The organism is Pedobacter sp. Leaf216 (assembly GCF_001421515.1).
Lineage (GTDB): Bacteria > Bacteroidota > Bacteroidia > Sphingobacteriales > Sphingobacteriaceae > Pedobacter.
In genome coordinates, this window is sequence record NZ_LMKM01000001.1 from 32,930 (window position 1) to 53,982 (window position 21,053).

22 protein-coding genes are annotated in these 21,053 nt (G+C 37.1%); all 22 read right to left on the reverse strand.

What is annotated here, in order from left to right; all coding sequences use genetic code 11:
- Positions 1-861: a dTDP-4-dehydrorhamnose reductase gene (rfbD, locus tag ASE74_RS00135; RefSeq protein WP_055902582.1), complete on the reverse strand. Its 861-nt coding sequence runs from the start codon at positions 859-861 to the stop codon at positions 1-3.
- A complete protein-coding gene (gene rfbC / locus ASE74_RS00140) occupies positions 858-1,406 on the reverse strand; it encodes a dTDP-4-dehydrorhamnose 3,5-epimerase (RefSeq protein WP_055902586.1) in 549 nt (182 codons plus the stop codon). Before rfbC ends, rfbD begins: the two co-directional genes overlap by 4 nt.
- Entirely contained in the window at positions 1,406-2,458 is a 1,053-nt protein-coding gene (rfbB, locus tag ASE74_RS00145; protein WP_055902589.1) for a dTDP-glucose 4,6-dehydratase, read from the reverse strand. Before rfbB ends, rfbC begins: the two co-directional genes overlap by 1 nt.
- Before the next feature lie 194 nt (positions 2,459-2,652).
- On the reverse strand, positions 2,653-3,726 hold the full coding sequence (locus ASE74_RS00150) for a relaxase/mobilization nuclease domain-containing protein (RefSeq protein WP_055902592.1): 1,074 nt from the start codon (positions 3,724-3,726) through the stop codon (positions 2,653-2,655).
- 23 nt (positions 3,727-3,749) lie between these two features.
- Entirely contained in the window at positions 3,750-4,130 is a 381-nt protein-coding gene (locus tag ASE74_RS00155) for a hypothetical protein (RefSeq protein WP_055902595.1), read from the reverse strand.
- A gap of 784 nt (positions 4,131-4,914) precedes the next feature.
- Entirely contained in the window at positions 4,915-5,478 is a 564-nt protein-coding gene (locus ASE74_RS00160) for a DUF3109 family protein (protein WP_055903073.1), read from the reverse strand.
- Positions 5,479-5,480: 2 nt separating this feature from the next.
- A complete protein-coding gene (locus tag ASE74_RS00165) occupies positions 5,481-6,254 on the reverse strand; it encodes a DUF3108 domain-containing protein (protein WP_055902598.1) in 774 nt (257 codons plus the stop codon).
- A gap of 97 nt (positions 6,255-6,351) precedes the next feature.
- The gene (locus ASE74_RS00170) at positions 6,352-6,867 is read right to left on the reverse strand and encodes a DUF2480 family protein (RefSeq protein ID WP_055902603.1); all 516 of its coding nucleotides are present in this window, start codon (positions 6,865-6,867) and stop codon (positions 6,352-6,354) included.
- 65 nt (positions 6,868-6,932) lie between these two features.
- Complete coding sequence (locus ASE74_RS00175) at positions 6,933-9,017, reverse strand: SurA N-terminal domain-containing protein (RefSeq protein WP_055902606.1); 2,085 nt, start codon at positions 9,015-9,017, stop codon at positions 6,933-6,935.
- A gap of 160 nt (positions 9,018-9,177) precedes the next feature.
- The gene (locus ASE74_RS00180) at positions 9,178-9,750 is read right to left on the reverse strand and encodes a hypothetical protein (protein WP_055902609.1); all 573 of its coding nucleotides are present in this window, start codon (positions 9,748-9,750) and stop codon (positions 9,178-9,180) included.
- Positions 9,750-11,042, reverse strand: a complete 1,293-nt coding sequence (locus ASE74_RS00185) for an OmpP1/FadL family transporter (protein WP_055902612.1) — start codon at positions 11,040-11,042, stop codon at positions 9,750-9,752. The genes ASE74_RS00180 and ASE74_RS00185 overlap by 1 nt, the downstream gene beginning before the upstream one ends.
- A gap of 1 nt (position 11,043) precedes the next feature.
- Positions 11,044-11,778 carry a type III pantothenate kinase gene (locus ASE74_RS00190; protein ID WP_055902615.1) on the reverse strand — a complete coding sequence of 245 codons (735 nt, stop codon included), beginning with the start codon at positions 11,776-11,778 and terminating at the stop codon, positions 11,044-11,046.
- A gap of 154 nt (positions 11,779-11,932) precedes the next feature.
- Positions 11,933-12,913: a DUF6427 family protein gene (locus ASE74_RS00195; protein ID WP_055902616.1), complete on the reverse strand. Its 981-nt coding sequence runs from the start codon at positions 12,911-12,913 to the stop codon at positions 11,933-11,935.
- A 57-nt stretch (positions 12,914-12,970) separates the two neighbouring features.
- Positions 12,971-13,960 (reverse strand): glycosyltransferase family protein, encoded by a 990-nt coding sequence (locus tag ASE74_RS00200; protein WP_055902618.1) that lies wholly within the window; start codon positions 13,958-13,960, stop codon positions 12,971-12,973.
- Between the two features lie 20 nt (positions 13,961-13,980).
- The gene (locus ASE74_RS00205; RefSeq protein WP_055902621.1) at positions 13,981-14,835 is read right to left on the reverse strand and encodes a UDP-2,3-diacylglucosamine diphosphatase; all 855 of its coding nucleotides are present in this window, start codon (positions 14,833-14,835) and stop codon (positions 13,981-13,983) included.
- A gap of 375 nt (positions 14,836-15,210) precedes the next feature.
- Positions 15,211-15,741 (reverse strand): thermonuclease family protein, encoded by a 531-nt coding sequence (locus ASE74_RS00210; protein ID WP_055902625.1) that lies wholly within the window; start codon positions 15,739-15,741, stop codon positions 15,211-15,213.
- 275 nt (positions 15,742-16,016) lie between these two features.
- Positions 16,017-16,859, reverse strand: a complete 843-nt coding sequence (locus ASE74_RS00220; RefSeq protein ID WP_055902630.1) for a hypothetical protein — start codon at positions 16,857-16,859, stop codon at positions 16,017-16,019.
- 7 nt (positions 16,860-16,866) lie between these two features.
- Positions 16,867-18,198, reverse strand: a complete 1,332-nt coding sequence (locus ASE74_RS00225) for a hypothetical protein (protein ID WP_055902632.1) — start codon at positions 18,196-18,198, stop codon at positions 16,867-16,869.
- A 36-nt stretch (positions 18,199-18,234) separates the two neighbouring features.
- Complete coding sequence (locus tag ASE74_RS00230) at positions 18,235-18,615, reverse strand: DUF6804 family protein (RefSeq protein ID WP_055902635.1); 381 nt, start codon at positions 18,613-18,615, stop codon at positions 18,235-18,237.
- A 39-nt stretch (positions 18,616-18,654) separates the two neighbouring features.
- Positions 18,655-19,023 (reverse strand): DUF6232 family protein, encoded by a 369-nt coding sequence (locus ASE74_RS00235; protein ID WP_055902638.1) that lies wholly within the window; start codon positions 19,021-19,023, stop codon positions 18,655-18,657.
- A 160-nt stretch (positions 19,024-19,183) separates the two neighbouring features.
- A complete protein-coding gene (locus tag ASE74_RS00240) occupies positions 19,184-19,522 on the reverse strand; it encodes a hypothetical protein (RefSeq protein WP_055902641.1) in 339 nt (112 codons plus the stop codon).
- Between the two features lie 260 nt (positions 19,523-19,782).
- Positions 19,783-20,847, reverse strand: coding sequence for a type I restriction endonuclease (locus ASE74_RS00245; RefSeq protein WP_055902645.1), 1,065 nt, complete (start codon positions 20,845-20,847; stop codon positions 19,783-19,785).
- Positions 20,848-21,053 lie beyond the last annotated feature (206 nt).

A 21,053-nucleotide genomic window follows, 5' to 3' on the forward strand; every position in this document is an offset into this window, starting at 1 on the left:
TTATTGAGCTTTAATTTTTGATATACATTCAACCAAGCTAGTTCTCCAGTAAGGAATTTCAAGGTTAAATGTACTTTTTATTTTAGATTTATCCATCACCGAAAATGCTGGTCGGATCGCTTTGGTTGGGTAGTCAGATCCAGGGATAGGGTTAACCTTAACCATAGTTTCGCTGATATCAAAAATAGCCTTTGCAAAATCAAACCATGAGGTTACGCCTTCATTACTATAATGATATACACCATAAGCAGTTGATGAAGAATCGATAATAGCAAAAATAGCATTTGCCAGGTCGATAGCATAAGTAGGGGTACCCACCTGATCAGCAATAATATTCAGCTCATCACGATCAGCACCAAGTTTTAACATCGTTTTAACAAAATTGTTGGCATATTCAGAATACAACCAACTCGTACGGATAATAAAATGATTGGGCAGTTTAGCAGCTACAGCCAGCTCACCATCCAATTTAGTTAACCCATAAACGTTGATCGGTTTTGCTTCATCATCCTCCCTTAGCAACTTAAAGGTATTGCCTTCAAAAACGAAATCGGTTGATACATGAACCAAAGTTACTCCATTGGCCAAACAGGCCGAAGCCAGGTAAGCAGCACCCGTTTCATTAATGGCTTTAGCCAGCTCAGTTTCATCCTCTGCTTTATCAACAGCAGTATAAGCCGCACAATTAATTACAAAACCAGGTTTTACTACCGCTAAAAGTTTATGCAAACCGCTTTCATCTAAAATATTGGCATCCTGCTCTGCAGGAAAAACAATTTCCGTAATTCCTCTTCTTTCAGCAACTGTTTTTAAACATTGGCCCAACTGTCCGCCGGCACCAATTACTAATATTTTACTCATATATGCTGTAAAGCTGAAAAAGGTTTTAAAAGAAGATCTTTATCAGATATAGCCTGGTCTTCTTCAGGGATTAACCAATTGATATTTAAATCCGCATCATTATAAATCACCCCTGTTTCCGAAGCTTTATTAAAAAAATTATCGCATTTATATAAAAACTCTGCGGTTTCACTCAATACAGAAAAGCCGTGTACAAAGCCTCTAGGGATGTACAACTGCAATTTGTTTTCTGCGCTTAAACGCACAGCAACGTGTTTCCCATAAGTTGGAGAACTTGGGCGTACATCTACAGCAACATCCAATACCTCACCCTTGGTTACACGCACCAGTTTGGCCTGTGCAAATTCTCCGGTTTGAGCATGTAAGCCTCGGATAACCCCATAAGACGAATAAGATTGATTATCCTGAACAAACCGCCCGGATAAACCTGTTTTTTCCTCAAAAGTATTTTGATTAAAACTCTCAAAAAAATAACCCCTTGGGTCCTCAAATACCCTTGGCTTAATAATCAGGCAGTCTTTTAACCCTGTTTGTTCAATTTCCATTATTTACTGCTGTACTGTTGCTCGTAATAAGATTGATAATTACCCGAAGTAACATTGTTTAACCAGTCTTCATTTTGTAAATACCAGTCTACAGTTTTGGCCAATCCTTCTTCAAACTGTAAGCTTGGCACCCAGTCAAGCTGATTTTGTAACTTGCTCGAATCAATGGCATAACGTAAATCATGCCCAGCACGGTCGGTTACATAAGTAATCAGCTTAGCCGATTCACCTGCCTCACGACCCAATTTCTCGTCCATAATGGTACAAAGCAAGTTGATCAGATCGATATTTTTCCATTCATTATGGCCACCAATATTGTAAGTGTCGCCAGTTTTTGAATTGTGAAAAATCACATCAATTGCACGGGCATGGTCTTCAACCCATAACCAATCGCGAACGTTTTCACCTTTACCATACACGGGTACTGGTTTTTTATTTTTGATATTGTTAATGGCCAGAGGAATCAGTTTCTCAGGGAAATGATGAGAACCATAATTGTTTGAACAGTTCGAAATCACACAATCCATACCATAAGTATCATGATAAGCCCGTACAAAATGGTCAGAACTTGCCTTCGATGCAGAATACGGGCTATGCGGATCGTATGCGGTAGTTTCAGTAAACATACCTTCTTCGCCCAAAGCACCATAAACCTCATCGGTGCTTACATGGTAAAAACGTTTTTTATCGTAATCACCTTTCCAATATTCGCGGGCCGCATTTAATAAATTAACGGTGCCGATAACATTGGTAATCACGAAAGCAGTGGGGTCAGAAATAGAACGGTCTACGTGGCTTTCTGCGGCCAGGTGAATAACTGCATCAAAGTTTTCTGTTTTAAACAGATCGAACATCGCCGTAGCATCCGTAATATCTTCTTTTACAAATCTGTAATTTGGTTTATTTTCAATATCGGTTAAATTAGCAAGATTACCTGCATAAGTAAGTTTATCTAAGTTTACGATCTCGTAGCCAGGATAGTTATTTACAAAACGGCGTACTACATGTGAGCCAATAAAGCCCGCACCACCAGTGATTAAGATTTTTTTCACAGTTATTATATGATTTTCAATTCAGCTAAAGTAAGCTAGATTTGCATGAAATACAACTTATTTTGCATTTTGGTGCAACCTATTTTCCAAAATATGGAGAAATAGGGAGCATATTAAGATAGGAATATTAAATCTCCATTTTGTTTATAGGGTTTTAGTAGACGATGTCACATCCATAGTAGATATAAACTTATCTATCTTCTTTTTCTGCCCTTTTCCCAATCATTCTGATTTTTTTCAGAATAAATACTTTCCTTTTCTATCGATTCAGATATTTTGTTTTGGACTTCATCCGTTTTAAAAAAGATGACCTTATCTCCATCTATATATCCTTCTGGATTTTCCAAGCTTTTAGAGAGGATACTCAAATCAATAATTTCTTTGCCATCATGCACGAGCTTCATTTCATGATTGATCACTGTGAACCCCACAATTTCTCTATTCTTACGGTGATAAATGATATCAATTTTCAGCTGCTCACTTAGTAAAATGCTTAGCTCCGACTTATAGGCTTGCCTTAGATAAGCATGCCAGAAGGACGGATGACGAGTGGGATTACCGGAAACGATTTTCAACAATGTTTTAAATACGCTGTTTAGTGCATGAACTGGAATGGGGCTGGGGTGATATTGCTGGATTCGATTGTTAATAACATCAAGATTTACAGCATGCAGCGTTCTGGAATGTTTCACCATGTGCAGCGCAGAATCTCTCATATAGCCAGAATAACCCATGTTTTTCAAAAGGATTTGAAATTGGTCTAAACTATTGAAACCATAAGCCAGCGCTTTTGTGGCATCCCGCTCAGCCTGGGCCAACGGGTCATGACCGATCAATTCATGGAGCACTACCGATGACCTGAATTTTTCATACCGCGTCGGAACCGCTTTTCTATTCTTGCACACCCTGACTGAAACAATATGAACATGATTGTTTGGATTGTCGTTATGAAAGTAAATCAGGTATGGATTGTCTCCATAGCCCATCCTTTTTAACCATTGATGAGCGATATCAGTCAGTTCAGCTTTACTACGTGAGTTTCCTTTTGCCATAATACTTAGGTGAAGCTGTTTATTTTTAACCTTTGGATTGAGTGAACCAATCATTTGCAGATAGGCTTTAAAATCTGCAGCTCTGGGTTTGGATACCGGGCTAAGCGCCTGAAAATTCCTGACAGCCATTAACTCTGCTTTACCGCAGGATAATTTATCGTTATTATACTTTACGGCAGCAAACTTGCTATTGGAAGAAAGAAACTCAACAATCATTTATATGGATATGAATGACTACATCAATTATTTCCAATGAGCGCAATAAGCTTCTTCATGTACCTTGCTATATCCCGCTTAGATGAGGTCCATTTAGCGATCAGCTTAATCAACTCCTCAGCACCGGGCCGTTCAATCATTGTTTCACCATATCGTTGCAAAACACTTTGGAGCGCTAGAGAAGATGAATCCGATTCAACCGCAATTTTATCCATCCAGTCCACCAAAAAAGCTGAGTCTATTAAAAGATGTGCTCTTTTATCAAATAATATTCTCCTTAGATATTCAGACATCGTCAAACCAAGTTTAGTAATGTCTTTTTTTATCGCATGAAACTCTTCTTCGGTAACGCAGCAAATCAATTTTTGATTACGCAACTCATTCTCTTTATATGATTTTTTCATCACAGAATCATTTTTTAAGATTAAAAAGGAAGGGCTATACCTTAACCCCAATAAAATTCGTGATGAATGCTGAAATTTATTGACAATACCTATGGGAATACCTATTGATTTTTAATCTAATCTGAAGTAGAGCAATATTTGAAGATTTCGCACACAAGAGCTAGTCTGGCAATTTAAATCCATTAGTGCGTACTGAGCCATATTTAAGGCATTCTAAATGATGTTAACCCACCATTTAGAATATTTTTGAATGCACATAACTATTGAATATTTTTTCTGATGGATTCGAGAAGGAATCTTTATCGTTTAAGATTTGAATCCTGAGACACAAATCCTATATCATCATTGAAAAATAAAATGGCGCTGCCTCAATCCCCTTTTTCTTGGTTATTGACAATACCCATAACAATACCTATCGGTTATTTCTCTCACGCTTGCGCTAATTTGTTAAGATTTTATTAGCTTAGAAAAGACAACGTACACCAAATTGATCTGCTTCATTCATTTATAATTGAGGATTGCGTAGTTTATGGAATAATCGATCAAAGAGGAATATTTTAAAAGTGAGGCGGACTCATATACCCGGGACAGAAAATCCAAAGTACGGATGATTCAAAGAGACGGAGAAGAAGGTAATTTTGAAAAATGGTAAAGAATGAAAAAGATCTTGTAGCAACCAATAAGTATTACCAACTATAATAGCATTATCCGAAATTTTTCGATATCATTACAAATTGACATTCAACCATTTTAGAATTTTGATTAGCTTCAAACCACTTTTTGACTACATCGCAGCAACCGAAGCTTCCAATTCCTTATACCACTCTTCTCCATACTTACGGATAAGTGGACCCTTTAAAAAGCTGTAAACAGGAACTTTCAGTTCCCGGCCGAAAGTGCAGGCATCATGGCAAATATGCCAGCGGTCGTAATTTAACACATCAAACTCCGGGTATTTGGTAATCCGGATGGGATATAAATGGCACGAAATCGGTTTTTGCCAATCTACAATACCTTGCTCATACGCTTTTTCAATCGCACATTTGGTAATGCCACCCTCAAAAAGCACATAAGCACATTCTTTATTTTTATCTACACAAGGCGTGGTAAGGTCGCCGTCTTGATCTACCACATAAACACCCTGTTCTTCAATCGCCTTAATGCCTTTTTCATTTAGCAGGTGCTTAATTTTAGGATAAATCTCTTCAAGAACAGCCTTTTCATCATTATCCAATGGCGCACCAGAATCACCCTCCACACAACATATTCCTTTACATTTGCTTAAATTACAAACGAAATTTTCTTTCAATACATCCTCGTGCACCAGCACCTGTTCAACTTCTATCATCATTATTCTTTTGCTAAAGCATATTTCAGCCCACTGGCCGATTTTAATTCCATCGTTACTGCACCAACCAGTATCTCTACCTGTGCCTTTACAGGCACACGGTTTCCGTCATCTGTCACCCAAAGGTATAATCTACTGTCTTTTTTGAATATTCTACCCGGCTTAATTGAGGGACTAAACTTAAGGCAACGGATATTTCCCAATTTACTCTTAATGGTTTCTTTCCCGACATACTCCACTTCCAATGCTGAAATCTCATCTCCTAAAAAGTAGTTCAGCTTAAACTTGTCACCTGTTTTGATTTTACCGATATCAAGGCTCCGGGCAAAATAATAAGCAGAAACCAGGTCAAAAGTTTGCGTCGTTGGCGTGGTAAATGTTCCTCTGTTGGAAACCACTTTTTTAGCATCCTGGTTAAACCTGGCCTTATCCTGCCGTTTATAACTGGCTTCGCGAATATTCTCCTGATAAAAATACGGCAACAAATCTGTTTTATCAATATAGGAATCATAATGGTCCCTTATTTTGTAAAACACATCGAAAGTGCCTGAGGTCTGTGCATCAACGGAAAGTTTATAGGTAGGCTTATTATCAAATTTTAAATCTGAGTTGGCTACCTTAATCGTAGCTTCCGCTGCAGTAATAAATCCGTACCTTAATTTATATTGAAGAACTTCTCCCTCCTGAAATACGGCTTCCTTTTTCAGTGGAAGTTCCTGCGCTGTTGCGAAAAGGCTAAACAAACCTATCGTAAGGGTGATTATTGCTTTCTTCATGCTTTTGTATTCATTTGTGTGTATCAATGAAAGAAACGTCTTAAACAACTGGTCAGATTCTTTCACCAATGAAGATATACAAAAAGCAAACCAAAATTTAATCTTTTCGCTTATATACCGGAACAGTAGAGCAGGGCTCGCCGAACATAATGCTCTTTACAACCGGGGTTAGCAGATTGGTAACCTCCACATAAGCAGAAACCGGAACATCGATATCCCCGCATCCTTTTACCACCACACGCTCATTTGCATAATCCTGTGGATTAATTTTACCAAGCGCTTTGGCAAATAATACAGCCTCCAGGGTATTTAAATCGCCAAATACCACTTCATTGACATAGGGTTGTAATCGGTTGGCCAGTAACATATAAGCCCAGGTAGGAACTATTGCATCTGCAGAGCAGGTAATGGCTACATTTTTTCCCTCGTATTGTGTCCAGTCGTGATTTTTGATAAATTCCCTGAAATCTTTCTCTCTCAGCATTAAGCCATGAAAAAGATTATCTACGATATCGTATAATACCCGCTCGCCTTTATGATAAAAATCTTCAAGGTTTAAAGTGATCAAACCGCTATTGGCTACCTTATTAATAATGTTTTCCTGAATATCCATGGCCTTAAATAAAAAAACCGTTCCGACTGATCATCGGAACGGTTACAAAATTACGGAATTTCTAATTAATAGAATTTCACACGATTGTCTTTTATCTTCGCATTTTCCTGTAAAGCCTGGAAAGCAGATCCTAATGAACGCTGGCCTAAACTTAACAACATGCTTTCTTTTTGCTTGAACATATTTGCAATTGGTGCAGGGTTTGTAAATCCATCAACAGAAAATACATAAACACCACGCTCACCTTGCACAGGGGCTGATACTTTACCTGGTTGAGAACCAAAAACACTTCCCACCAATGCATTTTCTTGTGCCACACCCGGAATTACAGGGTTAGCAAACACAACATTTTGAACTGGATTAACCGGACGCGCTACTTTTGATGCAATTTGATCTAAACTTGCTTTACCAGCATTAGCCAACTTTTCTTTTAATAATTTTGCTTTAACAGCATTGATTACCATTGGCTCAATTTCTTTTTTCACATCATCTAAAGCTAAAATGCCTTTTGGACTGATTGATGTTAAACGGGCAACTACGTAAGCATTGCTCATGGTATAAATTTCTGGCAAAACATCACCTTTTTCAGCAGCATAAGCATCCTGAATCAATTTACGTGGGTTATCCAGTCCTGCAGCAAAGCCTTGAGTTGGAGCAACCTTATCAGCAACAGCAACTTTCAATCCTTTTTGTGCTGCAAACTTGCTAAAATCATTACCTTTTACATCTGTTAAGAAACTGCTTGCTGCTTTATAAGCTGCTGCCTGGGTTTTGCTACTTGCTGCCAATGCTTTTTCTACATAAGCCAACTTAGCCACCTTAGATGAACCGATCTGTTTTTCGATTTTAAGGATATGGTATCCGAACTGGGATTTTACCACTTTAATATCTCCGGCTTTACCATCAAATGCAGCATTTTCGAATTCAGGTACCATCGCACCACGTGCAAAAGTTGGCAATTCACCACCTTTATCTTTCGAACCATCTACACTATAGTTTTTAGCCAGTTCAGCAAAGTTGCCTCCTTTTAAAATTAATCCTTTTAATGAGTCAGCCAATTTAACTGCTTTATCTTCACCACCAACTTTAGCCGGATCGATTAAGATATGGCTTGCTTTTACCGAATCAGGAGAGATGCGGGTAGAAACAACTTTAATGATTTTATATGAGTTACCTGTTAATTTAGGACCATAAAAACTTCCGGCAGGTAAAGCAAACACTGCTGAATCAACAGCTGGATCTAATTTACCTTTAGTAATATAGGTAAACGGAACCTTAACGTCTGAATTGATTGCAGCGAAAAGTGAATCGTTTTTAGCCACCTGGAAATCAGCAGCAATTTTATCAACCTGAGTTTTAATGGCTAATGAATCTGCTTTGTTCGGACTGATACTAAAAGTAACATATTCGAAAGCACGGGTTTCCTGTGGATTGTTGAAACGCGCTTTATTCTGATCATAGTATTCGCTATAATCTGCATCCGTTACTTTAACCGACTTATCAGGTATAGATGCATAATCTAAACTTACATATTTAAAATTAGCCAGTTTGTTGCGGTTGTTATATTCATCAGTAGCCTCTAATGAAGTTACATAAACCGAATTACGGATCAGGTTAGAGTATTTGGTTTGTAACGCCTGGTTTTTAATTTCTTCCTGCAACATATTGGATTGTTGTATGGCTTGAGCTTCTTTCGATTTAAGAAAGTTCATCAGCGTTACACGATCCAACTGCCCGGTTTGAGGGTTAGAGAAATATTGTTTAATCAGCGGGCTAGGGTTCTGGCCTTGTAATAAATCCACAAGTTCATCTTCCGATACCGTTAAACCTAAACGGTCATATTCTTTGGTTAATAAAACTTTAGCCAATTCTGCATTCCAGGCCTGGTCTACAGCCATGGCAGTCATCTGTGCATTTGCACTACCGCCATATTGTTGTTTCATCTGGTTTACACCTTGATCAACTTTTGGTCCGAACTCATCAATATTGATATCGTTACCATCAATAGAACCTACTACCTTTTGATTTGCCGACCAAAAAGGTTTACCCACGTTAATTGCATCACCTACTAAAAATGCAACAATTGCAAAACCTATAGCAAAGACCAGGATATAGCCCGCACGGTTACGCAAAAATGTCATTAATCCCATATTGTAATTATAAATTTATTTAGTTCTTTTTTAAGAGGGCGCAAGATACAAATTTGCCTTAAAAAAGAAAACACAAAATTTTATTTATCAAGTGTTTAATTTTTAAGTAAATAGAAGCCTCTTTTTCTTGATAGAATGACCGTATTAGTGAATAAATAGCTTAAGGGGCCACGCCTTCTTTCATGTTCAGTTCTCCGTTTCCACTATCCATCTCATAGGTGCTAAAATCCTGCGGGGCTTTAAAGTTAATTCCTTCTCCCACGCTACCATCCGCACCTCTAACATATACCCTTTGATTTGAATAAAAGAACTTCTTCGATTCATCCCAGATCAGTTCCTGAGAAGAAAAAGTATCACCTTTACTGTTTTTCACCACTACATTTTTCCTGAATTCAGTTTTAAGTTCAGTATCCTTCCTAATGGCATAATCGCAAACCAGGTTACCATCAATGGTTCCGTTCGGGTTGTAAAAATCGATGTTTACGCCCTTAATCATTTCCTGATAAGAGCTGCCGTTAGATGGCGTAACCTTATCCAATATCGGAGCTGTACCTTTAGCCTTTAATCTGGCCGAATCGCTGTAAACAATATCTACACCAATGGTACGGTCTCTGGTTAAGGTTACCTTATTTGCAGAAACTGAATTTGCATTTTTTAGATCGTCGTCTCCACAAGATGCCAAAAACAATGGCAACACCAGAAACAGACCATATAAAAATGTTCTACAGTTCATTAGTCTACACGGTACTTACGAAACCAGGTATCGTTTAAAGTAAAGCCAAGGTGGAAATTGATGTACTGTTCTTTAACAAGATTGTTGTTCAGTGTTCCTCGTTGGCCAACCTCAGTTGTGAAGTTAATTTTATAAAATGCAGTACCACCGCTTGCAGTAGGCAGTGGGAAACCAAAACCTAAAGATGCGCCCATTTGCTTAATGTCTTGATTATTGATCTGAATATAGGTTTTATCATAACTTACGCCCAAACGGTAATCAACACGTTTCATGTAACTGTTGTAAGAAAAAGCATCTGGCGTCCATTGGCCACCTAAAGATGCACCCCAGCTGTCTTGCAAGCCTTGGTTTACATTATTTATGCTTGTTTTAGACCATTTACTCATTCTAAAATCTGCACCGATTAACCATTTATCATTTTGTTGAATGGCAATACCAAAATTATGTGTTAAAGGTAAAGTAAGGTTAGATTTTCCATTATCCACTGTGTTTAGCGTATCTGCTGCGGTACTTTCATTACCATCCACATCTCTTGTATATAGCGTAGCGTAAGAGGTTAGCGTAGAATTTACTTTTCCTGAAGTACTTCCAGAGTATCCTAAAGTAACGATGGTTTTCTTGCCTACATTAAAATCGTATTGGATACCATATGAATAATTTAAACCGCCAACACTATTTTTAGTCTGAAGTTTAGCATTGTAAGAACCGGCACTATTAAATTCAGTAGCACGGCTGGTTTGAAGGTTACCGAAAATATATTCCAGGTTACCACCAATTCTTAAATGGTCGCCAAAGCGGTAACCATAACCCAAATAAGCTTTTGATAAGCCACCTTCACCTTCATATAATTGATCCAATGTTGTGGTATCAACTTTAACCGTATTCCTATAATTATAACCCAAATCAGAGTAAGGCAAAATACCAAAACTCAATGCTGATCTTCTGGTAACCGGAGCAGCGAAAGCCAAATGGCTAAATGTAGAGTTAAAGCTCGATTCTTTTAAGTTATTGCGTGATAGGCTGGTTACACTTGCACTCATACCAATATCGATCGTTGTTAACGAAATACCAGCATACGATGCAGGGTTTTGCATATTGATGTTATTGAAACCTGTTACTTTGCTCACGGCAGTAGAAATTCCACCCATTGCCCTAAACTGTGGCAACAAAGATCCTTTTATATTTCCAAGTCCATATCTTGAATATGGTGATGATGTGGTAACCTGTGCCTGAGCACCAAAACCACAAACTAGAACGAGTATGGCTGCAATATAATTTATTCTTTTGTACATTTTAATCTGCAATAGCTTCATTTAATCCTTTTAATACCAGGTAGGGATCTTTTATAATTTGAGGGGCAAAGATGCTGTTTTGTAATTGCTTATACAAAAAATTAGCATCACCACCCGTTATAATTACCTTCAGGGCACTTTCTTTCTTATTATTTAAGGCAATAAAGCCTTCAATTTCATTTATTATACCTTGCAAAACACCATTCTTAATCGCCGATAAGGTATCAGTCCCTTCTACTATATCCTCTTTTGCATCCCACTCCACCAATGGCAAACGGCCGGTAAACTCATGCACAGCCTTAAAACGCATATTTATACCAGGGCTTATGCTGCCGCCAAAATATTCTTTTGATCCGCTTAAAGCATCATAAGTAATACAAGTGCCGGCATCTACCACCAAACTTGCACTTGCAGGATACAATCCGTTTGCACCCAAAATTGCTGCCCATCTATCTAATCCTAAAGTAACGGGTGTTTTATACCTGTTTTGCACTCCGTTAGTCAACATGGTTGAAAAGCGGATATAATCGGTATGCTTTTTTAAAAATACTTCCAGCGGACCAACTTCCTGGTTAACACTGCTGATGATTGATTTGGCCGGTGCAAATTTTTCAATCAATTGAGCCAGATCCAGTATCCCAAGTTTATTGAAACGCTGATGATGAACAATTTCTTTCTTTGCAAAAACAGCAACCTTTGCCGAAGAATTTCCAATATCAATGCTTAGCCTGCGCATTTGTAATCTCCCTCCGCAAATAATATGTTGTTTAGAAATTCCAATGACTCCATTTTTATCAATCCGATTAAAACTAAAAAAGCTTTAATTCTAAAATCATGCACAAAGCTATTAATCTTTGTCAAGTTTCGTTCTAGTTATTTGTTAAAAAAGGTTAAACAAATAGAAAATACTGCACCGAAAGCACAAATAAAAGGAACAATGTTTCGTAAAACCAACGTTTTTTAGCATTACTGAAATAGTAGGCCAACAGTACCGATCCGGGTGGTACACACAGCAGGAAATGCCACGTTCTGAAATCAGGTTTGAGGTAAAAACTGACCGCCGATACAATAAACATGAAAAACAACAGCTGAAAACTTTTACGGGTGCTGATAAAACTCCTAAAGAAATTTTCGCGCAGCTGAAGTGATGCCAGTATGATAATTATCGCTACCGGGATAAGCACCAAATAATCGTTATAATTAATTTTAAAAACAGAAGGGAATTTATTGCCCAGCGGTTTCCAGATCTGATAAAATGAACTTAAATTATCGTTCCAGTAGTAAAATACCGCCAGAAAAAAGAATACGGTTATAAATCCGATCAACCCGGCCAACCACTCCCGCCAGTTAAAAGACCTAAACAGCAGCAAAGCCAAAAAGATCATCAGCAGCATGGCCATAAAAGGGAAGTAAATCAGTGTGCCAACCGCTATGATCATCCCGATATCGAAAACGGTGGTGATGGAGTTGGCACTTTTTCCCAGTTTTAAAAATTTATCAATAATCCAGATCAGCAAAAAATTACAGATCAATGCCGGAGAGAGGATCATAAAAGGCATAAATAAACTTGTTCCCGTAACAAACATCAGTCCCGGCAGGAAACTGGGTTTAGCAAGTAAATTGTGGTTGTTTACTATCCTGTTAAAAATTAAAGCCTGAATAAATACCAGCACCGCAGCAATAAAAATATTGGTGGACGGATTAAAGGCATTATCTAAATCTATATTGATCAAAAGCCTTGCAAATGGCTCCAAGAAATCGAAGTTTAATTGCGCAGGAATCTCATAAAAGATGGCCATACGCATAAAAAATGTGTAAACCAGCAGCAACAAGAGGTTAATTGGACTTAGCTTTCTAAACTGATTAATCATGCCTTTTTAAAGAGTAGGCAAAGTAAAGAAAATAATTTAAGAGTAGCAGAAGAAAGACTAAGGCCGGGCATACTTCTTTACCATATCATCAATAATCCGGGCAGTTTCATCCGGGAAATGAAATTCATGCTGCTGAGGATTTTCCACCCAGTTTTTGATAATAGGAAGCCAGTTTCTTGTACTGCCCCAGATCACAGGCAGACCAAACTGTTTTAAGGCGTAAGCATTACATTGCTGCTCAAACTGGAAACGCATTGGTGCAACAAGCAGCTTTTTCTTTAAATAAAGTGCCTCAGCAGGCCCTTCAAATCCGCCTCCCGTGAACAACCCTTCGCAGGTGGCCAGACTTATATTGAATTTTTCGTTGTTGACAGGCTCTACAAAGACATTACCCTCCTGATAAGCTTCCTTGCTATGTTTTGAGAAAATTTCCCATTTAATGTCGGGGATTTGCATAAAAAGCTTCACGAGGCGTTTATCATCAATAGCGGGAAGATACACCGTGTAATGGCCTAGATTTTGGCTTTCCATATTGCGGATCTCCGCCCTGATTACCGGGGTATGAATAAATGTATCGTAGCGGTCGAAGTGAAAGCCAATGTGGTATTTTGTAGGAGCATAACGGCTCAAAATAAGCTTTCCCCAATCCAAAGTTCTTGGCCGGGGTACTTTTTTTGATTTAAATGCTGCTTGATGGCTCAATGATACGCATTCTATACCTTGCAGCTTACAGGCCCAGGCACTTACTGGTTCAAAATCGTTTACAATTAGGTTGTAATCTTTAAGTTCAAGCTGCTTCATGTCTTTGCGGAAACGGAAAAGATTCATGTTCAGCCAGGTTTTGAAATGATCTACGCCGCCTTTTTTCCCAAATATAAAGCTGAAACCGTGCAATTGATATTTTACGGGCTGACTGAGTTTTACATCGGCCTGTGTTCCGCTTACTAAAATATCCAGTTCGCCATATTGCTGTAACAAAGGAATAATTTCCCTCGCCCTGCTGATATGGCCATTACCTGTTCCCTGTATTGCGTAAAGTATTTTCATTTATGCCCGAATATCTAAAATTATTGGGCAATTTCATATTTTATATTCTGTAAAAGAATATTTATATCCAGTTTACTTTTTAGATCCTCGCCATCAGAAAGCAGCCCTTCATCAGTCTCATCCTTTGTAAAGTCCTGATGGTCATACTTAAATACAGTCCAGGTTTTGTTATTATATTCTAATGAAGTCAGACTTTCCACCCAATCGCCACTGTTCAGGTAAACTACTTTTCCATCTTCAGTAGCGATTTCGCGTTGTTCCGCCTGATGGATATGCCCACAAACCACATATTGATAACCTTTTTCGATGGCCAATTCTGCCGCTGTCTGCTCAAAGCTGTTGATGAACTTGACCGCATCTTTAAACTTGGCTTTTATTTTTTTTGAAAAGCTCATTTTTTCCCGGCCAAACGCGGTAAGCACCCAATTTACAAAACTATTGATCAGGATTAGGGTATCGTAGCCAACCGCCCCGAGTTTGGCGAGCCATTTAGAATGTTGCATGGTTACATCAAAAACATCACCGTGGAAAAACCAGGCCCTTTTACCGTCTAACTCTAAAATTAATTTATTCTGAAGGTGGAAAGTTCCCATTTCCATGCCATCGAATTTACGAAGCATTTCATCATGGTTTCCTGTTAAATAATGAACCTGAACGCCTTCTGAAACAAATTTCATCAATTTACGGATGACTTTCATGTGCGATTCGGGCCAGTAACTTTTGCTGAATTGCCAGATATCGATGATATCCCCATTTAAGATTAATATTTTAGGCTTAATGCTTTTCAAATATTTTAAAAGCTCTTTTGCATGGCAGCCATAAGTGCCCAAATGTACATCGGAAATTACGACTACATCTACGTTTCTTTTATCCATAAACGGGAAATTTTAGGGGGAAGAATTTTATTACCGCTCGTTGGGAGCAGTTTAGAGATAAAGTAAAGGTGTTACCACTCTTCTTCCTCATCAAGTTTTACCTCAAAGGGGCTAAAGAAATAAAGTACAACAATTAACAAACACACGGCAAAGAATGACTCTAACATATTACCTGATTTTACATTACAAATGTAAGACACTGGATATCAAACAAATGTTACGACATTGTTAAATTATTATTCTCAGGGTTAAAGTCTGTTAAAATGACTTATAATGGTTAAATGATGCCTGATTTTTTGTTATGCTATTTTTATAAATCGGACATTCTTCTCATCAAAGACTGTTGAGCTTGAATAAATAAGAAGATAAAGAGTTCTATTTTGAAAGGCTATGTTTCGATTCGCGCCATGCCCACGGTGCAATTGCATTTTGCTCTTGCCAGAGGCCGATTTTGTTTTTCCTGGCTGTGATTTCCAGCTGCGCGTACAGTGAATCACTGGAATATTTTTTAAAATGCCAGGCCATTCCCTGTTTAATCATTTCCTGATTTACCACTTGCTTTTTACGATTAATGACAACAGCAATTAACCTTCTATAACGGTCGTATTTCTGGCTTTGTACGTTTACCATTTGCCCGAAACATAAATCGGACAATGCTTTTTTAGCCTGATTACCAAAAGGCTGCTTACCTCGTTTTTCCGGACAATCGATATGGGCCAAACGTATTTTTAAGGGTTGGTTCTGGTACAATACTTCCATCGTATCGCCATCTAAAATGCGAATTACTTTGGCGGTAAAAACAAGGTTGCTGTATTTTCTCGGTTTGCTTCCGCCAGGTTGAATGAAGCAGCTTTGCAGTGTTAACAGCAAAAAGAGAACACTTAATTTCCCTTTTCCCAACCGCATAATGTTTTTCCGTCCTTTTTGGCTTTTTCTATATCCACCTTTACAATTCTATAAGTGCAATTGCTTAAACCGCGACAATTAGAGGTATAATGATATTTTTTTGCACCCGGGCTATTGCATAGGTATACAGTTTTGGTTTCTTTGCAAGCAATGTTGGTAATGAAAAATAAGATTAGGGAGAGGGTTTTCATGTTTAGGGATGGGTAAAAAGTTCAACAATTGATGATCTATTTATATACTAAATATGATTAAATGTAAAGATTAAGGCTTCTGGCTTACTTCATAAAATTACTAATTACTGCTTCAACGCTAGATGCTAGGTCTGTTGTTCGTAATTCAAATCTTTTCACTTTCATGGCTTTGAACCAGTCGGACCAGTATTGTTTTATCACATCCTCTTCATAAGGACTTTGGATAGATGGATTAATACCCAATACCATAATTTCTAGTTCTTTTAAATTGTAAGGAAAAGAGATAAAGCCCAAGTTACTTTTCTTCATAACGGCTAGGTAATTCGCGGTATTTAGCTTTTTTTGAGCTAGAAATTCTGGAGTGATGAATGAACTTTTACCTTTTATGACTATTTTACTGTTTTTGTGGTACATGTAACCATCGGTTAGTATCACTAAAATATTCCTATGATCTGGTTTTATACAATATTGCTGAACATTGTTTTTGAAGAATCTCCAGATGTCGGAGCCAATATAATTACCGTCTTTAATAGCATACTGATAAATTTTTACAGGTTTGTCGTTATAAACTTTATCTAGATTTAAAAAATCATTTTTACTGGATTTAGGATTGAAATCAACCTTTAATTGTTGACTTAACAACTCAATATCTTGTATTTCAGGTATAGGATTAAAAAACACCTGCATTTGATCCTTTAAAAGAAGCATCTTCTTTCTTTTTATGTGTTTAACAAAAAGCTTTTCTACAGATTTGATATATTGAAGATCGCGTTGATAAAGACCAGGATTCTTTTTAGGGTCAATCCGATCTGATAAATCAAGTAAAAAACTGATATTCAGGTTTTGATTTTGCTGGGCTTTAGTCCCTTTCGAGCAGATACAAGTGATCAAAAAGATCATTAATAGGCTTAGTATTTTTTTTTTCATGCTGGTTTTATAAAGTTGACATATAAACGGAATTTTGGGAATCTTCACTTGCACCTACATTTTTAAGGTTTTCATCATAACAGGCCCTGCATTCATTTTGAAGATCAAATTTTTCACGTTGTGAAATGCGAAGTTGTTCATTAACAAATGTGATCCATCCCTGCACATACTCCGAGGCATATAGTACATATTCTTTGGTAGGTATAATTACAGCATCAATGATCCTTTGTAGTGTAACAATGCGTCCTTGCGCTTCAACAGAAAGCTTCTTGATGCTGCTGAGTTCCTCTATCAGTTTTTCTTTTTGAATTTCGATATCCGCAATACGATCCTGGTGAATCTGAATATCTTTTTTTCTGCGTTGCTGTTCGTGTTTAATTTTATCTTTCTCACGGTGCTCTTTCATAATAAAATCGAATACCACACCCCAAATGAGGTATACAACAAAACCTGCAAAGATGATTCCCCAGAACTCTATTTTAGTTATAGCAATAGAAACATTAAATTCCTCAGAATCAAAGTCTTTATTCAACTTATCTATCTTTTCTTCTATCTGATAAGCCAGGATGGCATCAAAAACAAAAGTGGTAATGAAAAGTAATCCGATCTTTAAATAATTCCATTTGCTTTTAGCCTCTCCAAACATGTGGATTAAATAACCCAAACCAAGAAATACAAAAGGAATAAAGGTTACAAATACACCTTCTAATAATCCATCACGCCAGGCTTTTTCAAAGGCTTTTGCATCTAAAATATTCATAACAACTGTGATACTATTCGCATCCAATATTTTAAAAAAAGCGGAGTATGAGGTGGAGATATAAAAGGTAAATAAATATAAACTTAAGGGCATGAGAATGATTAAACCAATATAAAATTTAGCTGAAGCTCCCTTCGATGCACTGATTTGGTATTTTTCTGGATCTCGGGCCAGTTCGTTAATTTCGAACTTTAACTCTTCGATATCATCTTTTACCTTTCTAATATTGCTTTCTACCTGAGTAATCTGCTGTTTTTTGCTTTCTTCGCTGATGGAAAGTGTCTTGATTTCAGTTTCCTTGCTTCTTTGCTCATTGATGTAAGGTTCTTTGGCTAGTTGTTGTTTTTCTACGAGTTCTTTTTCCTCATTTTGAAACTTCGCATAAATAGCATTCAAACATATCGAAAGTGCCAGTGGACTCCCACTGTTTCGAGATCCGTCTCTAAAGCCTTCTTCGTGGTAAGTTCTTTTTCTTACCTCCGCTGCTTGTTCGGTAACAGGTGTTTTGATCTCCACATCGTCATCTTGTGGCACATCGGCTGTTTTGAGGTTAAAAAATTCTTCTATTTGAGCAATCATAACATTTAGTTTTGAGTTTGAATCATTATTTTATAGTTATACTTCCCGCTTTACAGAAACGATGCGGTCTTTAGCGTATGTTTTTTGAGTAGGTGCTAACTCAATAGTTTTTTCTTCTATTTTTGTGGGTGCTTTTTTACTATAAAAAGCAAACAGTAAAAAAAGTAAACCTGTAATTACATCAAGTGGAATCCAAATGCTTTTCCGGTGCAGGTAAATGGGGAAAAAAGGATTAAAAAGAATAAGGACTAGAATAAAAACAATAGCTAACGAATAGTTCTTTTGATTTATCCAGCTGTAAATGTGCAACACTGCTCCAAGTGAGACTATGGTTCTTAAAAAAGTGTAATATTCGATAGGCAACTTCAATATTGCTGCAAAACAACATAGAGCACAAACAATAAGAAAAACTTTCATAATCGAGAATTAGAATGTATTTATCGTAAACTGGATGCGCTAACCCCTGAATACAATGGCATCATTAAGTGCGTTTACAATTTTCTGAACATATAATCGATCTTTTGAAACAATACTGTTCACTTCTCCTGAATTGGTACTGATTCTAACAGTAAATTCATTTTTAATAAGAATACCAATACTTAGAATAATAAAGCCCATGATTCTTGCTTCACTGGAAAGTAACATTAGCGTGCCTATTACGATCATAATAGCAGGTAAAGTTTTACTTTTTATGATTTCAAAAATATGAACAGAAGATATGTTCCTCATTGCATAAGTTTTTGAGTTGGTAACATACCTGGATTGGGTAACCGTAACATTTATATCTTGGTAAAATGTTACTTCGCTTTGTAATTGTGCTTCCATAAGTAGTTTATTAGTTGTTTATTATCCAAAAGTAGACAAGTAACAAGGCTATACATTACGGGAAACCGTAACACAAAAAATTATTTTCAACTCACTCAAAAAACGAAACACTCTCATTATCAAACAGATAAAAATCAATCAACTGTGCATATTTAATACACTATTCATTTTTAGGCTTTATGTAATTCTCAGATTTTTCTTTTATCCACCAGTTATTATCAAGGCGTTTTATTGATTTAAAAGAACGGGTTATACCGGGTTTCATGGTTGCAGTATCGAGGTGCCTCGGCCACACATGTAAAATGGTGTCGGCACCGATACGTACCCACCAAAATGTTTTGCCGTAACGTTTTGTTGTATAAATTTCGCTTATCGTTCCTGTAATGGTGTTCATATTAAAACCAGGTTCCATTAACTGATAAGTTGTTATTTTTTGTTTCTGTGCACGGGCAATGCCAAAAGCGAATGTTAATAAAAGCAACGTACCTAAATGTTTCATTGCGCTAAGGTATTTAGGCAAAAAACGGATTCCTTACGGCAAACCCCATTCGGGTTATTTTATTTAGGATAGATGATTTATTTATGAAAGATTGGATGTATAAGGAATGCTTAACATAAATCATTGCAGTAGCGTATTTTCGGTTATAATATCAAGCTATACAAGATCAAAAAAAATGGTATTGAAAATGAGAGGTTGCCCTGTTTGCCACCAATACAAACGATGGGGCAACCTCTGCACTTTTGAGAATTAAACGTTAATTAATAAAGATCTATGGTTTGATGCAGCTGAATCCGGTAATTGTAAAGCTCATCCAAATTGAATAATTGTTTTTTCTCTCCGGCGTCTTTCCCGTTGTGAAAAGTTTCTATGTATTTATTAGCGGTATTAAAGTGGAATCTACAAATCGGCTTGCGGTTATTGTCATCTAAAAGCACTCCGAAATAAGATTGGGTATCCCGTGCAGCAATTCGAATGGAAGGGATTTTCTCGCGTAAAATGGCCTTTACAATCTGGAAAGCTTCTAACTCTTCCTCTGTGGTTACAATTTTAGATGCATCGGGATCTTCAATAATGGAAATCACTTTATCATCTTCCTTTTTTTCTATTTTCTCATTGATATTCAGCGCTGATTTTAAACGGTCGCTAATGGATTCGTTGATGGAAATGGCAAGGGCTTTTTTAGTATATTCTTTAAAAGCGATCATGCGGTTAGCGGTAAGGGGCTTATCAAAAAACCGGTTAACCAATAACTTCACTATTTCATCAGAAGGGCTATCAATCTCCTTTTCAAATTCCTTTCTAATGGCCTTAATGTATTTTAATCCTTCGGCAGAATCTAGGATGGTTTCTAAATTGTATTCATTTTTAGTAAAGCTTTCGAGAATTTTAATGGCATTGTCTTTCAAATCTTCGATATCGATGGTGAGAAAAGGTTTTTCATCCATGATATTTGGCTTTTCCAGATCGGCATAAAAGTTATAAACCGTACCATTGGTAAGTACACCAAAACGTGCTTTGGAAACATGGTAATAACGGTGAAGTTGAGAGTTATGTGCATCTGCACTTTCTTTCCAATGTTTGCATTCGAAAATAAGAATCGGTTCGTTGTTTTTACGGATCACATAATCTACCTTTTCACCTTTTTTGGTTCCGATATCACAAATATGTTCAGGAATCACTTCGGTTGGATTAAAAATATCATAGCCAAGAATTTGAATAAAAGGCATCACAAATGCATTTTTTGTTGCTTCCTCGGTATTAATCTGGTCTTTTAAACCCACTACCCGCTGATGAAGTTGTTCTAACTTTAGTTTAAGATCCATGTTGCCTGAGTTTTTTGGTTGTTGAACAAATGTAGAACGCGAGCTTGGTTTATTTTTACGGGAAACCGTAGAGGGGTGCATTGGTATCTTTGATATTGCTTATAGAAAGTTTTGTCCGCATTATCATTTTAAATAAGCCGGAAGAAACCGTTAGCCAATAGTTGCACACAGATTAAAGCTGAACCAGCCTGATCATCAATTTTATA